Annotated in this window: 11 protein-coding genes; 3 read left to right on the forward strand and 8 right to left on the reverse strand. The window is 42.0% G+C overall.

All coding sequences use genetic code 11. From position 1 onward, the window contains the following. Positions 1 to 67: 67 nt before the first annotated feature. The 3 genes from pspA to dusA all read right to left on the reverse strand — a co-directional run bounded on the left by pspA (position 68) and on the right by dusA (position 2,514). The gene (gene pspA, locus V7R35_RS16715; protein WP_334016001.1) at positions 68 to 736 is read right to left on the reverse strand and encodes a phage shock protein PspA; all 669 of its coding nucleotides are present in this window, start codon (positions 734 to 736) and stop codon (positions 68 to 70) included. Positions 737 to 1,062: 326 nt separating this feature from the next. Then, entirely contained in the window at positions 1,063 to 1,347 is a 285-nt protein-coding gene (locus tag V7R35_RS16720; protein ID WP_334016002.1) for a hypothetical protein, read from the reverse strand. Between the two features lie 192 nt (positions 1,348 to 1,539). Beyond that, positions 1,540 to 2,514 carry a tRNA dihydrouridine(20/20a) synthase DusA gene (gene dusA, locus V7R35_RS16725; RefSeq protein WP_438823487.1) on the reverse strand — a complete coding sequence of 325 codons (975 nt, stop codon included), beginning with the start codon at positions 2,512 to 2,514 and terminating at the stop codon, positions 1,540 to 1,542. 342 nt (positions 2,515 to 2,856) lie between these two features. On the opposite strand from dusA, the gene V7R35_RS16730 reads away from it, so the two are divergent. The 3 genes from V7R35_RS16730 to V7R35_RS16740 all read left to right on the forward strand — a co-directional run bounded on the left by V7R35_RS16730 (position 2,857) and on the right by V7R35_RS16740 (position 6,058). Then, on the forward strand, positions 2,857 to 3,795 hold the full coding sequence (locus V7R35_RS16730) for a site-specific integrase (protein ID WP_334016004.1): 939 nt from the start codon (positions 2,857 to 2,859) through the stop codon (positions 3,793 to 3,795). Between the two features lie 407 nt (positions 3,796 to 4,202). After that, positions 4,203 to 5,369: a tyrosine-type recombinase/integrase gene (locus V7R35_RS16735; protein WP_334016005.1), complete on the forward strand. Its 1,167-nt coding sequence runs from the start codon at positions 4,203 to 4,205 to the stop codon at positions 5,367 to 5,369. Between the two features lie 17 nt (positions 5,370 to 5,386). Continuing rightward, a complete protein-coding gene (locus V7R35_RS16740) occupies positions 5,387 to 6,058 on the forward strand; it encodes a hypothetical protein (protein WP_334016007.1) in 672 nt (223 codons plus the stop codon). A gap of 137 nt (positions 6,059 to 6,195) precedes the next feature. On the opposite strand, the gene V7R35_RS16745 is transcribed toward V7R35_RS16740, so the two are convergent. Genes V7R35_RS16745 through hsdR form a run of 5 tightly spaced genes read right to left on the reverse strand, consistent with a single transcriptional unit; the run spans position 6,196 to position 14,341 of the window. Beyond that, positions 6,196 to 7,071 (reverse strand): DUF3800 domain-containing protein, encoded by an 876-nt coding sequence (locus tag V7R35_RS16745; RefSeq protein WP_334016008.1) that lies wholly within the window; start codon positions 7,069 to 7,071, stop codon positions 6,196 to 6,198. After that, entirely contained in the window at positions 7,071 to 7,961 is an 891-nt protein-coding gene (locus V7R35_RS16750) for a hypothetical protein (protein ID WP_334016009.1), read from the reverse strand. The genes V7R35_RS16745 and V7R35_RS16750 overlap by 1 nt, the downstream gene beginning before the upstream one ends. Continuing rightward, positions 7,954 to 9,345 carry a restriction endonuclease subunit S gene (locus V7R35_RS16755; protein WP_334016010.1) on the reverse strand — a complete coding sequence of 464 codons (1,392 nt, stop codon included), beginning with the start codon at positions 9,343 to 9,345 and terminating at the stop codon, positions 7,954 to 7,956. The genes V7R35_RS16750 and V7R35_RS16755 overlap by 8 nt, the downstream gene beginning before the upstream one ends. After that, positions 9,342 to 10,850: a class I SAM-dependent DNA methyltransferase gene (locus tag V7R35_RS16760; protein WP_334016011.1), complete on the reverse strand. Its 1,509-nt coding sequence runs from the start codon at positions 10,848 to 10,850 to the stop codon at positions 9,342 to 9,344. Before V7R35_RS16760 ends, V7R35_RS16755 begins: the two co-directional genes overlap by 4 nt. 38 nt (positions 10,851 to 10,888) lie before the next feature. Further along, a complete protein-coding gene (gene hsdR, locus V7R35_RS16765) occupies positions 10,889 to 14,341 on the reverse strand; it encodes a type I restriction-modification system endonuclease (protein WP_334016012.1) in 3,453 nt (1,150 codons plus the stop codon). Between the last annotated feature and the right edge of the window lie 390 nt (positions 14,342 to 14,731).

The following is a 14,731-nucleotide window of genomic DNA, read 5'->3' on the forward strand; positions in this document are numbered from 1 at the left end:
AATGTATGTACTTTGCTGTATGCGATTTACGTATGTAATGAATGAACTTAGTGAAGGTGAAGGTCGCTTAGGCGACCTTTTTCTTCTTAAGCGCTTCAAGCTCTTTTTCAATAATCTCGTCAGCTTCCATTGCATCGAACTGTGCTTGAAGTGAAGTAGCATCGTCTGACTTAGTAAGGTCGTATGCATCTACTTGCGCTTCTAGGTAATCAATACGCTGCTCGTAGTTTTCAAACCGCATCATGGCATCATCAATTTTGCTCTCATGGTCAGCCTGCTTTACTTTAAGGCGTGTCTGTGCCGAATTTTTGCGCTGTACCAATGTTTTTTGCTTAGCTTTGGCTTCAGCTAACTTGCTGTTCAAGCGGCCCGTATCAGCCTGAATTTTTTCAATACTTTCTGTTAAATGCGCTTGCTGTTCTTCTAGTGAAGTAAGCTTTGCTACATATTTTTGCTTTTCAATTAGCGCTGCTTTTGCAAGTGACTCTTTGTCGTTGTCCATTGCTAGTTGCGCTTTGTCCTGCCATCCGTTGATGTGTTTCGACGTTGCATCAATTTGGCGTGCCAACGTTTTTTGTTGTGCAATATAACGAGCTGCGTCGGTACGAACTTCAACCAGCGTTTCTTCCATTTCTTGAATGATCAGACGAATGATTTTTTCCGGATCTTCAGCTTTATCTAACATAGCGTTGATGTTGGCTTGAACAATATCGTTAATGCGCGAAAACATACCCATGATTATTTCTCCGTTAAGAATGTAGTTCGGTTACCAGCCCTGTATCACACAAGTTTGTATCGCTGGGTTTCCCATGTTGATTACATAAAAGGTAATTCAATGTACGTGCCAAAAACACAAAACACTGATTTAATTGACTTTTTAAACAATTTAAAGAAAAAACACCAAATCGCATAGCGTGTTAAAAACAAGATAGTGGTTAAATTAACCACACTGATTTGTGAATTTGACCAACACCTAACTTTGGATTTTTGATGCCTGGAAAATACGCACAAAAAAAGCGCCTTATGGCGCTTTTTAGTAATATCTAAAATGTCTAGTAAGTGCTAGTCAGCATCTTCTTCAGTGCTGTCACTCGATTTTTCTGTGGCAGCTAAATCGGTAACACTTACGCTTCCAGTTCCTTTGGCATCATTGGCATCTAGCTCGAAATGATAAGCAGCATTCGCTACAGATTGGTATACATCCATTCGAATTTCATTGGCTGTTGTTGAAACGGCGGTGTTTACCATGTTTGTTAAAAAAGACTGAAGCACTGACTCTTGCGCGTTAGCTGCGCCGCTTATCATGCTTGCTGAAAGTAAAGTCGCTGCAATTAGTGAAGTTTTCATAGTTTCCCTCGAAAGTAGTCAGTGCAACAACACGCTGTCGTTGCGATACTTAAGGGATTGCTAGAGGTGTGCCAAGATCATAAATTAATTGTAACGCACTGAATTTATTCGAAAATACAATATTCACACAAGCGAGTTATTGCTAAACGCCTTTTGTACAAATATTAAACTTTAGTCAAAAATACTAAAGTATTAGTCTTTTTGACCATTGTACTGTTCAACTTCTCGTTGTGCCTTTTCAACCGCATCCAAAGCATTCATTAACAGGTTTGGATCTGGGCTCTTACCTGTACCATTTTGGCTTAGGTAACGACGCCAAATTCTACCACCCGCTTGGCCTTGAAATAAACCGAGCATGTGACGCGCAGCATGCCACGGCTTAAAGTAAGGATCTTCTTGGCGCTCAATGTATGCCTGCATTTGTTCTACTAGCCATCTTCTGGATGCTGGTGTTACTGAAGTGTCGCCAAAAATATCTTTATCAACTGACGCCATAATATAAGGGTTGGAGTACACTTCACGTCCCATCATTACACCATCAACTAAAGCAAGTTGTGCTTGGGTGTCTTCAAGGGTTTTAATGCCACCGTTAATGCTAATTGAAAGCTCTGGTCTTGTTTCTTTTAATCGGTGCACTCGTGGATAGTTAAGCGGTGGTATTTCTCGGTTCTCTTTTGGGCTTAGGCCCTGAAGCCATGCTTTACGCGCATGCACGATAAAAGTGTCGCACCCTGCATCTGCCACAATATTGATAAACCGTGAAAAATCCTCGTCTTCATCCATGTCATCAATACCAATACGACACTTAACGGTAACAGGGATATCTACTTCTGCCTGCATCGCTTTAACGCAGTTTGCCACAACTTCTGGCTGGGCCATTAAACATGCGCCGAAGCTACCGTTTTTTACTCTGTCGCTTGGGCAACCGACATTTATGTTAACTTCGTCATAGCCTCGCTCTTGCGATAGCACGGCGCATCTTGCCATATCAGTAGGATCGCTACCGCCTAACTGAACAGCAACGGGATGCTCTTCTGTATTAAAGCCTAAGTAATCGCCTTTGCCATAAATAATGGCGCCTGTGGTAACCATTTCGGTATACAGCAGCGTATGCTTTGATATTAAACGTAAAAAATAGCGGCAATGGCGATCTGTCCAATCCAGCATTGGAGCGACAGAGAACCTGCGGTCAAGAGTTTGAACAGTAGTATTCAATTTAAGCCTTTGTTTTGTATAGATATTATTTAAATTTTTGAGTAAATGCCAAGTGCGGTATTTATCCCTTTAATTCCTTATTTTCACTCTTTCGGGGGAACTGAAAAGCTTCTTCGGGGGAACTGCTTTTTATTAAGGAAATATTTGATGGCGCATTATAGCATTTCAAAGAGAGTTAGGAAAAATCAAACTGTTTACTGTGCGAGGGTAAGAAATAAAGAGTCTGGAATAGTAACTTTTTCAACATCAAAAACCTTTCACAGTAAATCTTCGGCAAGTAAATGGGCCAAAAGCATGGTTCATAAAGTTGAACGACAACTCATTGATATTGAAATGGGCTTAGTTGATTGTACAGTGGGTGAACTTATTCAAAAATACCTAGACGCGAAGCAGAAAAGCAATAGACCTGTTGGCCGAACCACTCTCTACACCCTGAATATCGTCAGGAAAACTTCTTTTGCTAAAATGTTAATTTCTAAGGTCAACGCAAATGATATCGTGAGTTATTGTCTTGAACGCAAGAAAGCGAATACATCTCCATCGCCCTCTACTCTCTCAGTTGACATAAGCTGCATTAGAAAAGTTTTTCGTGTCGGTAAAAGCATGTTCGGTATAAACGTAGACGACCGACCTATCATTGATGCATACCCCGCCTTACACGACTTAAAGTTGATTTCGCGCAGTAACGAAAGAGAGCGCAGATTAGAAGGAAACGAGTTTGAAATACTATTAGATGCGTTAAAAGAAAAGCAGCAACATCACTGCTGTTTAATTCCATATCACGATATTTTTCTAATATCGATACTCACTTGTTGCCGAATAAGCGAAGTCTGCAAACTTAGATGGCGAGATTTAGATATAAAGCAAAAAACGATTGTTGTAAGGGATAGAAAAAGCCCTAACGGGAGTATTGGAAATCATGCCGTTTTACCACTTCTAGGCGATGCGCTAGATATTATTTTGAGACAGCCAGAGACAGACAAGCGTATATTTCCATTCAATTCGCGCTCTATTACATCTGGCTTTCGGCGAACCCGAAAAAAGCTAAATATTCCCGATCTTCGCTATCACGATCTGCGCCGTGAAGGAGCAAGTCGACTGATTGAAATGGGTTATTCGGTTGAAGAAACAGCTCGAGTGACGGGGCACCGCGACTTGAACGTTTTGTGGCGAGTTTATGTGAATATCAGACCTCAGCACTTTTTGAAGCGTAAAATAGTGGCAAGCGCTTAAGCAATTGAATTATTTAAAGATACATGGATTCTACACCCGCCATAATAACTAAAAGCAATTTGTTTATGCTTAATAATTCTAGTTCAATTTACGAACAAAAAAGTGAGTAAAAACAAGTAGATTGGCAGTTAATGTAACTTTAATTGCCAATATCACTTGGTACAACCAACGCAATAAAGTGATGTAAATCTTCGGTTTTAAAAAAAACAGCTTAAAAAGATACAAATTAACTGCTCAAAAATACAGCAAACCCGTGAAACAAACCAACATTGTTTCACGCCCCAAACGCACCATTATCCCATTGTTATTTAATGATTTTTCATACAGCATAAGTTTCTTTTTAAGATAAATGAGGAACTTTACGATGTGTATTTCGACGAAAACAAGCGTGTCAAAAGGAGACGTTAGTGAACTTTAATTCTTTGCTTCAAGACAACACTCGACCTGTGATCAAATTCAAAAGTGGCAAATATTTTTGTCGTTATAGAAATGCTAAAGCAAATATAGATCGTGCCCCCCGATTTGACTCGCAAGAACAAGCAGAGGAATGGCGAGCCGAAATGATCGAAAAGCATGGGCCTATTCAATCAAAAGGTCCTGCGCGCCAAAAACTATCATTTCGCAAAAGAAAAGCTGAAATATCGCTCAATTCTGCTTTACGAGATTTTATAGAGTTTTGGCTTAAGCATGTCAAAGATCTTCCTTTAGCACCGTCTTCAACGACTATTGGTGCGCTTAAACACATGTTGAAATACGATATTGCACGCTCACCTGTCAGAAAAATCGACTACATGAGTTTGAAAAAATATCTTCAGCAACGAAGCATTTCGCCAGGTAAACCTTCGCCTAGCACTTTGAGAATCGACATTGCGTCACTGAAGCGTGTAGTCAGTGATAGCGTCGCTATCCTTAAATTAAAATTCGACAAATCAGTTTTTGATAAAGCCTGCATTCTATTGAACAAAAATGGGTTTATATCTCAGTCCAACCAAAAAAATCGGCGACTTGAAAATGGAGAGTGGGAGCAGTTGCTCCAAGGTCTTAAAAAGGTTAGAAAATCTGAACATTTGCAAAGAGAATACACCTTGCTATTCAAATTACTAATTAACACTGGCTTAAGATGCTCAGAACTTCTTTCTATAAAGTGGGGTGATATTGATTTTACAGCTTCTAGGTTTGATGTGATTATCCTAAAACAAAAATGCAACTTTCGAGGAAAAGTAAAAACACTGCCAATGCTTCCAGAAACGAAGTCATTGCTACTTGCATTGCGACCAGAAATCTACTCAGAAGAGCAAACAATTTATCAAATTAAACCACGAACACTCCAAAGTGTATTCACCCGCGCAGCGTCTCAAGCCGGAATATCAGGATTATCGTTACATGACCTTAGGACAGAAGCTATTTCACGAATGCTTGAATTAGGGCTTCCCGTGCCGATTGTCGCCTGCTTTACAGGCCATCGTGACCACTCGACGATAACTCGAATTTACACAAACTTACATGCTCAAAAAATCATCACAAACATAAACTTAATATCGCAGATAAACCGCTCCCACGCAGGCCTGCTATAAGAAAAGTAGAACGAATTATGCAAACATTTAATATTATAAAACGTAACCGAAAATATTTTGCTGCTCAGACAAAAAGCGGCCATAAATGCAGGATACTCATCGACTCAAATAGTGAAAAACTGGAGCTGGGAACGCAAGAGCTTGTAGTTTCGGATATCAGCATAAAATCAAAATTTGGCGTTGATTTGATTTTCAAGCTGCAATGCTCTGTTGATGAGCAAAAAGAAGCCGGAATTCGTACATTAACTCATTATAAATATAATTCAGAACTTGTCGCCCGATGCAAGGAGCTTGGCGGCAAGTGGGATGCGTTTTCAAAATGTTGGCTTTTTAGCGGATTAGTTGAAGAAGAGGTTGATGAACTAGATTATTTATACAACTCAGAACTTGTTGGGGTCGAGTTGACTGCAACGAGAGAGATAGGCTGCCTCAAGTCACCGGTATCTTTCTTGGGCTATCCACTTGCAGCTGCAAAATCGAGAGATTATGGTGCAACAATAGAATCAGATGTGGCTTTAATTAAAGGACGCGCGACTAGCGGTGGTAGTTATAAAAATTGGGAAACTGTGATTGAAAGCGGTACTGTTTTAAGATTGCATATCCCGTCAAAACTAGTAGAAAACGAGGCAGGAACTATTGGAGGGTTTAATTACAAAGTTCTCAATGCACCTAATAAAAATGTTCGCTGAACTCGACGAGTTCTATTGTAGGAAAATATAAAAGTTCGTTTTTCAGAACCATTGCCATTGACTAAAATGGTTACAAATACCATACTATATGCCAAGTGGATTGAGCATTCTCGGTCGGCGTCAAAACCTCGGTGGATTCATCGGGGTTTTTCGCTTTTTGGGCTAGGATAAATTCTCATCCCAACGCCTTTAAAAGCAGTTCCTAAGCTGTCCCTTCCTCCTTCGCAGTAAAACTTTTCTCGAAGAATGTCGAAAGCTCTGTTGTTTTGTTCAGGGCGAAGTGTATGAAGCCCTATAGGTCGCGCAACTAGGTCTGCTAGTTGTAATCCTGAAGACATAACTTTTTTGTCAGAGAAGATTATTTCATAGGGAAGTTGTAGATTTTGTTTATTGTTGCCATCGCAGATACGACGAAACTCCAGCTCTAAATCTCGATCCTCTTTATCACCTCTGCATTCAACAACTATGTGTGTTTTCTTTTCGCTCTGGCCTTTCTCCGCAAGAAAACCATGAAGTGCTTCCATACATATACCCAATGCTATGTGATAAGCATTATCGTCGGGGTTCGAGCGCAGCTCTCGTTTATCAATGGTCGCGCTTATCAAGATAAAATTACCGACCTCGATTATTTCAGTCAGCTCGTTCAAAAAGTGCTGATGATGCTCTTTGCCTTTAAATATGTTGAACGCGCCCTTTCGTCGCCTTATTTCGTTTTCGTGAAGCACCACTTGGTCATGGCCGAAGTGGTTGAACTTAAATTTCTCTAGAGCTGGAACAATTACTTCACTGTAGTGGCGTTTGTGAAATACACAAAATGCTAGAACGAAGATGGGATAGTTTTCATCAATACTCTGGAGGCTGTGATCACCACTTTCATCCACGTACACGATATATTTGGAAAAGTCACTTTCATCTAACGATTGGGGGTTGTGACTTTTTAGCTTCTTGAGGTTTTCTTCATCAATCTCAAAAAGCGGCAACTCATGCTGGACGGGTTGTTTTTCATCTGTCATTACCGAGCATCCAGTTCAGTCAAAACAAACCATAGACAATTGAGAGCAAGATTCGCGTCTTCTTCGTCTATCGGTCTGGTACTGTGTTTATGGCTTTCATTTGGTTTACATCGTGAGTGCAGCAAACGGACGATATCAGCATTTTTAGAAATTAAATCCTGACCATCACGTTTTGGATCTTTTGCTTTATTGCGTTCAATGTATTTCTTAATCCCTGGGCCTAGGTCAATTTTTAAATCATCTGCTAAATCACCAAACGCAATACTTAGAGCATCTCGGCACCTGTCTACAGTATCTTTTGGAGATAGTTTATTGGCGCTGACTTCAACTTGCTCCAGAGCACGCTTTAACTCTTTTCTCGCAGGCGCAGAGTATTTATTTAAATCTATATCCGGTACAACGCCTAAGCTCCTGACTGCTTTAAGCGTTAGCAATAGCGCTCCATCGTATTGTTTTTCAATTGAGAGAAGGCTCCAGATACTATGATGTGGTGCCTCTCCAATTGTCACATTTGGAAACTTTGAAAGCCCTCTTAGCTCATTCAATGGCGAACGCTGGTAGGTAATTAGTTCAGTTTCTTGCGCAGCGCCGCCTCCCCAACTAACTAACTTTAAATCTTTTCTAGAAGGGTCGTGTACTCGCCAAACCTTCGGCTGTGTTTCGGTGGACAGCTTTACCACTCGGCCGCGCCGAATTTTAGTAATAGGGTCAAAGCTGTCTTCTCGAAAAAGTAGAGGCGGAAAACCGTCTTCCCTGTGAGCTGGCGCATCTATACTTGTCTCGTGAAAGGCCATAGGGAACAAGTTTGAACGACCTTCAACAGGTATGCCTGAACCCGAACTTCCTTCATAAACTCTGCCTGTCTGTTTACAAATTCCAAGCTCACGCATGAATTGCCTCAACAGAGCTTTCAATTTCTTTGATTTCTGACTCTACAGGGCTTGTTAGTAACTCGCCTTTAAAGGCTTTTGAAAGAATTGCTTGAGAGAGACTATCTAACCTAGATTTAGCCGATTCGTAGTTCTTTTCTACCATATTAGCTTTTGAAAAGAGTCCCTCAACTTTACGTTCAATCTCTTCTTGCTCTTCTACAGGAGGGAAGGGAAATTCAAGCTCTGAAAACCTTCCAGCTCCGAGATGGGAAATATTAACTGTACGTGACGCTATTTGTTGAAACCTGCCATTTTTCATATAAGTCATAAATACATAGAAACTGAAACGCGGCTTCAATGGGAAAAAGGGGCGAAATCTCACCAAAGTATTAGTAAAACAAGCACCTTCAACTTCGCCATTATATATGGCAGGCCTGCCTACCAACTCGTAGCTCTGCCCTTCATTGAGCAATATGTCACCAGGAAATAGTCGATATTTTTGAAAATCAGATTCATCAAACACCATTTCCATTATATCTGTAGTATCTATAAAACCTTCTTTAACATTCATAACTCTTAGATATGGTCTCATATTTTCACCTGAGTGATATTTCGGTGACCTTTGCCTTCCTAGCTGAACACTCCCAACTTCCTTAACTTGTGCCCAACTCCAGCCTTTAGGGAGTTCTCGAAGTTTTGATTCATCAAGTTCGTTTGAGTTTTTCTTAACTTTCACTTGAAGTCGCAAATTAGCTAGAGACTCGCCAGAATCTAAATCTCTGTGATCCCTCCATTCCTTCGTCAACTCCCCCGATGTAGCAGCAGCAAGCACAGACTGGCGGAAGCGTTTTAAGATGGCGGGGATTTTATCGAGGCGGGCCTGGGCGGCTTCGACTTTCGCTAGCACGCTATCGAGTTTGTCTGCGATGCGTTTTTGTTCTTCAATAGAGGGAATCGTGATCTCGTGAGCTTTTATAATAGTCTGAGAAATATTAGGTTGTGCTCCACCCTTACCTTTTTTAATAAATGCTTCTTTTTCATTTTTCAGAAGGTAATAAAGAAAGTCTGTATGAATCTTTTCATAGTCTGGTACAGCTACAGCACAGGCTTGATTACATGCCGCCTCTATACCAAAAATAGAAACTTTACCTATTGTAGCGCCATACATAGCTAGTCCTAGCGAACCTTTGGGGAAAAGTTTTGCACTTGAATTTTTCAATCCTTCTTCGGTAATAAATTCACTAGATTGGTTTAAAATCCTATCACCGAGGTCGCCCGTCTTAACCCAAGGTATGCTTCCACAGTAATAGTCATTATTTGTTCTTTTTGGAGTGCCTCCAGACGACCATTTTGCAACTTCCCCTAAAGTTGTTTTAGTCCAATTAACTTTCAAAAGGCTCATATCACGACCTCTTCCGAAGCCTCAGCCACATCCAACTCAACCAAAATGGACTGTAAATCGGTAATCGCACCCGCCAACTCTTCAATCGCCTCGTTAATTAACACATCTGGTTCGGGCAGTTTAGATGCATCTTCAACGCTATCGTCGCGAATCCATGCCAAATCTAGAGAGTCTTCTTTTGCTGCAATTTCTTCACGAGTAAATTTGCGTAGACGACAGGTATCTACATCACCCACTTCACTGCCGTTTTGATGATTGTCGATAAAGGCTTGTCGTTGCGCTTCATCAACCTCGGTAAGGTCGCTGCCTACTGCTTCATAAAACTCATCGAAGTGGGCTTTGGTTAACACGGTACGTTTGCCGAACTGCGGCATGTTTGCTCGCATATCGTAAACCCACACATTTTTGGTGTTGCCTGTGTCTTGATTCACATCTTTTGGCTTGTCAAAAAACAGCACATTTGTTTTTACACCAGCGGCGTAAAAAATCCCTGTCGGCAAACGAAGGATGGTATGCAGGTTACATTTTTCCATTAAATCGTTGCGAATCTTGCGACCCGTAGAGCCTTCGAACAATACGTTATCAGGTAGCACTACTGCTACTCGCCCACCAGGCTTAAGCATGGTTTGGTACATGGCATGAAGAAAGGCCAACTGCTTATTACTGGTGTAATGTACTAAGTCGTCACGGGTTGGTACGCCCCCGCCCTGCTTCGTGCCAAAAGGCGGATTGGCTAGAATAAGCGAGGCTTTAGGTAGCGCTTTACCTTCGTTCGATAACGTATCGCCATAAAGTACACCTGCGTTGTCATCGTCAATCGCTAAATCGTGCAGCATTAGGTTCATCATTGCCAAGCGGCGTGTATCTGGCACTAACTCCATGCCGAAGAAGGTTTTATGCTGGTACTTGTCGTATGCAGTTTCCGAAAGGCTTGAGATGTCGTTGTGTTCCTCTAAATATTTATGCGCAGCGATGATAAACCCGCCTGTGCCAGCTGTTGGATCTACTACCACGTCATCAAGCGTTGGGCGCATTAGCTCCACCATGGCATCGATAAGTACCCTTGGCGTGAAGTATTGACCTGCACCAGATTTCTTCTCGCTTGCGTTAATTTCTAACAGGCCCTCGTACATGTCGCCCAAGCCTTCTACTTTGGCTGAGTACCAGTCTAGCTTGTCGATTTCAGTTACCAACTTATTGAGCGTTGCTGGTTTACGAATACATGTTGCTGCATCAGCAAAAATCGCTTTCGTAATTAACGAGCCATGTGAACCAAGGTGTATTAGTAGCTTTTTGTATTCTTCTAAACGTGTTGCTGCATTGAAGTTTTCAATATCGCTCCAGCGATAATTCTCAGGAATAAGATTATCCTGCCCTGTTTCTTCAACCATTTTCAGGAAGATTAGGTAAGTAAGTTCGTTCAGGTACTCGTGGTAAGTTACGCCGTCATCGCGCAAGACGTGACAAAGGTTCCATAACTTGCTGATTAAATCTTGTGTACTCATACTACTGTCTCTTATTTTGTTCGTTGCACAGCCTGAAATTAGGCTGTTGCTTTATCATCTGTGTAGCCGCCATCATCATCGTTTACCCACAATGCTCGATTAAACTGGGCGAGAATTTCGGTGATAGGCTGATCGAAGAGTTTGTTGGCGCGATTAATGCCGCCTAGCCGTTGCTTGAAAATACCTTCATTCAAGTTGGCTTCATCAACGATGACATTGGCTTTCATTTGCTTAGCGATGGTGTTTAACCAATCCCGCTGCGGTGTTTTCCATGGCTGGCTTGCAAGTATTCTATCTAATGCTCTATCTACTCGTTGTTCGTATGGGATAAGGGCTTCACCTATTGCGGCTTGGCGAATGTAACCAATGATGCGTGCGGCAATATCTTCATTTCGCACTTCTTTCCATGCCGCCTTAAGATCTTCTTCTCTAAACTCGTTTTTTTCAAGTTCTAATGCTAATTGTTTCAAGCTTTCACGTGTTAATTCCCACGGACGTTGAATGACTGTTTGAATTGCAACCATTCTATTACTGTTAGCATTCACGAAGTCGTTAAAGGCGGTTAGGTAGTCTTCTGGCTTCTGGCCGCTGCCATAACCTGTTGAGGTATCAAGTACCTCGTCTTCATGCTCAGATACCACGATTCGATTAAACCCACCCGTGCCTTTTACTTTCATATCGAGCAGCTCGCCTAAGCCTGGGTTATTTAAAAACCAGTCTGCTACTTCCTGCACTGGCTTTGCTTTTAACTCTTGAGCAAACTCCTGAGGCGGCTTTCCAACAATGCGTTCGAATTCGCTTTGCTGGGTGTCAGTAAGGTAGCGCTTCTTACTTTGAAGCTTACTCAAAAACTGGTCTTTCGCGAGTTCCTGAAGTTTGCTGTCTTTACCCTCTTTAATCTCGCTTTCTAGTTTGCTAAAGGTAATGTCTACGTTCGTGACCACAGGTTTCATGGTGTTCACTTTTTCGAGCTGCTTGTAAATGTCTACAGCATCGTAAATACGAAACCGCTCTTTGGCAATGTCGTCACAGCGACGCGTGGCACGGCCTAACATCTGTTCGTAAAGGATACGACTGTTCACGCGACGCATGAATACTAGGTTGCAAATGGAGGGCACGTCCACGCCAGTGGTCAGCAGATCTACCGTCACTACGATATTGGGGAGGCGGTCATTCTTATAACGCCTGATAAGCTGGAGCGGCTTATCAGATGCACCCGTTATTTTCATGATAGCGTCATCGTCAACGGCTCCATGATAATGTTCACACGCGTCTTTCAGCGCCTCTACCATCTCATCAGCATGCTTGTCAGTTACACAAAAGATGAGTGTTTTCTCTTGAGAGAATGGGTCAATTGAGTCACTTTCTATCAGCCACTTCGCTATCGCCTTGGTAAACTCTGGCGCTATTACTTTTCTGTTGAACTGTGCAACATCAAAATCGAGTTCATCGGGTGTGTGAATAAGTTCAAGTTGATTAGTTTGTGGGTCATAAACCTGTACTTCTTCATTCACATTGTAATGAATACCATCGGTGTTGAGTTTGGTATGAATTCTTACAGGGGGTAGATGGTCAACGAGGTAGCCATCAATTACTGCTTCGGTATAGCTGTAAGAGAATACTGGGTCGCCAAAGATATCGGTGGTATGTATCGCGGGAGTGGCTGTTAGCCCAATTTTAAATGCATCGAAGTAGTCTATTACGGCGCGATATTTCGAAACATAATCTTGCTGATCCCTAAACTTTACCTCGGTTTCACTTAGCTCTCGGTCTAACAAGTAACCTCGGTGACACTCATCCACTACGATGCAGTCATACTGCCCTACTCCTGGCTTAGTCGCATCTTCTGACGGGTACATAATACGCTTAACCAAACCTTGCACCGTAGCCACGTGTACTTTTGTGTCGTCATCAGGCGTTGGTTTTGGATTTTTTTCTGGCTCCATTCCTAGCACGTCAAAGGTATCTGCAAACGTATTGAGGTTTTCCATACGCACTTCACCAAAATCGACAGTGGCCTGAACGCCAAGAGCACTGCGATCTACCAGAAACAGGATTCGGCGAAAACGTTCGGCTTTTAGAAGACGGTACACGAGCGCGATACAGGTTTTTGTTTTGCCTGTTCCGGTTGCCATTGCTACAAGCGCACGCTCTTTTTCATCTTTAATGGCTTGCTCAACGCTGAGAATGGCTTTTTTCTGATAGTCACGTAGCTGAAGTTCGTACTCAAAACCCATCTCATCTAATTGTGCATTGGCTTTTTGGGGTGTTTGGCGCAAATACGTCTTGATTTCTTGAGGGGAGTACCAGCCTTTCAACGCTTTGCGACGATTGGTGGTATCACGAACGTCTAAAAACCATATCCCGCTTTCTTGTTCCAGTTGTTTTAAATACGCGCGACCATTGGTTGCGAACGTAAGCGGTACTTTGAATTCGCCGTATTCTGTTACCTCAACATCGTCAGCTAACAATGAAATACCTTTTGCATAACGTTTGGCTTGGTCGATAGCGCCATATACATTCTTGGCATTCTTCTTTGCTTCGACAACAGCCACTAGCGTTGTGCCGATAAAGAGTGCGTAATCCGCTGGCCCAGAATCTGTGGGCCACTCTGCAATAGCACGGTTTTTATTGGGTTCTGGGCGAGCGCCTTTGGAATAGCGTAAATTCTCTGTATCAGCTTCCCAACCTGCATCAATAAGTTGCTGGTCGATGATGACACGGGTCTCCGCTTCATCCATTTCAAAGTGAGATTTTTCGATGCGCTGAAGCTCAGCGGCCTGCTGCTCTTTTGGTTGAGCTTTGAAATGGTCAAAGTTGTCTTTATTCTCACACTCAACTTCAGCTCGGTAGTTGGCAAGCGCTTCTTCTTGCTCATGCGCTAATTGTTCCCATATCTCACGCTCTTCAGCCATTCGCTCTGCACGAAGGCGCTCAGCTTCGGCTTTTTCATGCTCAATTTGGCTAAGCTTTTCAGCAACCTTTATGCGGTCTGATGTGCGTTGAGATTCGATCTTGAGTTGTTCTAATTGCTCTTCTATTTCTCTAACGTAGGCGGAGGGATCTTCAGGTTTTACAAACTTGGAAACTTTAAAGCCTTTGGCTTTATCTCCCCCGAATGTACTGTGAAACCACATTGATAGCGCATGGCCTACCATCATCGACTTAAGGGCGTCGCGGTGACTGCTACTATCAAATTCGTGGGTTGCTTTGTTACCTAACTTTCTTAAGGTATGAAAGGCTTCTCTAACGTTGTCATCTAATCTAAGTGAATAATCTATATCGCGAAGTAAATCTACTTGCTTGACGTCATTGCCATACTCAACACCGACTCTTGCTGCAATATTCTGAGCAATCGCCTCGCCTAGTTGGCGCATTTTAATTAGTGTTGTATTGGGATCAGAGGAGAAGTTGCGTTCAGCACTTGCTGCGAGATTATAAAACCAAGCTCCATGCGTTTTTAAAAATTCAAAATTACTTGTGAACACCATACAACGTTCCCTGTTTAACAAGTCTACTGCCCAAACTATATACTAAAGTAGAGAACGAATTAAGGGTTATCTGGCTGACTGCGACGACTTAGTTTTATGGGGTGTTTTAAACGTTAATTTTTTCTTTTTGAGAGATCTTCATTTTCATTGGAATACTTGCCTTAGCGTAATAAAAAACGCCCTCTCGGGCGTTAAACTGCATTAGCTATGCATTCTTTTTGGGTCCCTCAGGAGGTAGATTCTTATAGCTGTTGAGGACAAAAATGCCGCCAAGCCTATCCATAATATGATATCAGGCCCTACAATTATTGCTTTGTTCAATTCATGATGCTCTCATCAGATTTTCCTTTTTTGTCTAAATCCATATTAAATAGACGCTACAAACGGGGA

This window comes from Alteromonas sp. S167, assembly GCF_036864375.1.
Taxonomy (GTDB): Bacteria; Pseudomonadota; Gammaproteobacteria; order Enterobacterales; family Alteromonadaceae; genus Alteromonas.

Bases quoted from the DNA above. Each gene is read 5' to 3' on its own strand.
- V7R35_RS16740 (WP_334016007.1), top strand. From the start codon at position 5,387: ATGCAAACATTTAATATTATAAAACGTAACCGAAAATATTTTGCTGCT.
- hsdR (WP_334016012.1), bottom strand. From the start codon at position 14,341: ATGGTGTTCACAAGTAATTTTGAATTTTTAAAAACGCATGGAGCTTGG.
- V7R35_RS16745 (WP_334016008.1), bottom strand. From the start codon at position 7,071: ATGACAGATGAAAAACAACCCGTCCAGCATGAGTTGCCGCTTTTTGAG.
- V7R35_RS16755 (WP_334016010.1), bottom strand. From the start codon at position 9,345: ATGAGCCTTTTGAAAGTTAATTGGACTAAAACAACTTTAGGGGAAGTT.
- pspA (WP_334016001.1), bottom strand. From the start codon at position 736: ATGGGTATGTTTTCGCGCATTAACGATATTGTTCAAGCCAACATCAAC.
- dusA (WP_438823487.1), bottom strand. From the start codon at position 2,514: ATGCTGGATTGGACAGATCGCCATTGCCGCTATTTTTTACGTTTAATA.
- V7R35_RS16760 (WP_334016011.1), bottom strand. From the start codon at position 10,850: ATGAGTACACAAGATTTAATCAGCAAGTTATGGAACCTTTGTCACGTC.
- V7R35_RS16750 (WP_334016009.1), bottom strand. From the start codon at position 7,961: ATGCGTGAGCTTGGAATTTGTAAACAGACAGGCAGAGTTTATGAAGGA.
- V7R35_RS16730 (WP_334016004.1), top strand. From the start codon at position 2,857: ATGGTTCATAAAGTTGAACGACAACTCATTGATATTGAAATGGGCTTA.
- V7R35_RS16720 (WP_334016002.1), bottom strand. From the start codon at position 1,347: ATGAAAACTTCACTAATTGCAGCGACTTTACTTTCAGCAAGCATGATA.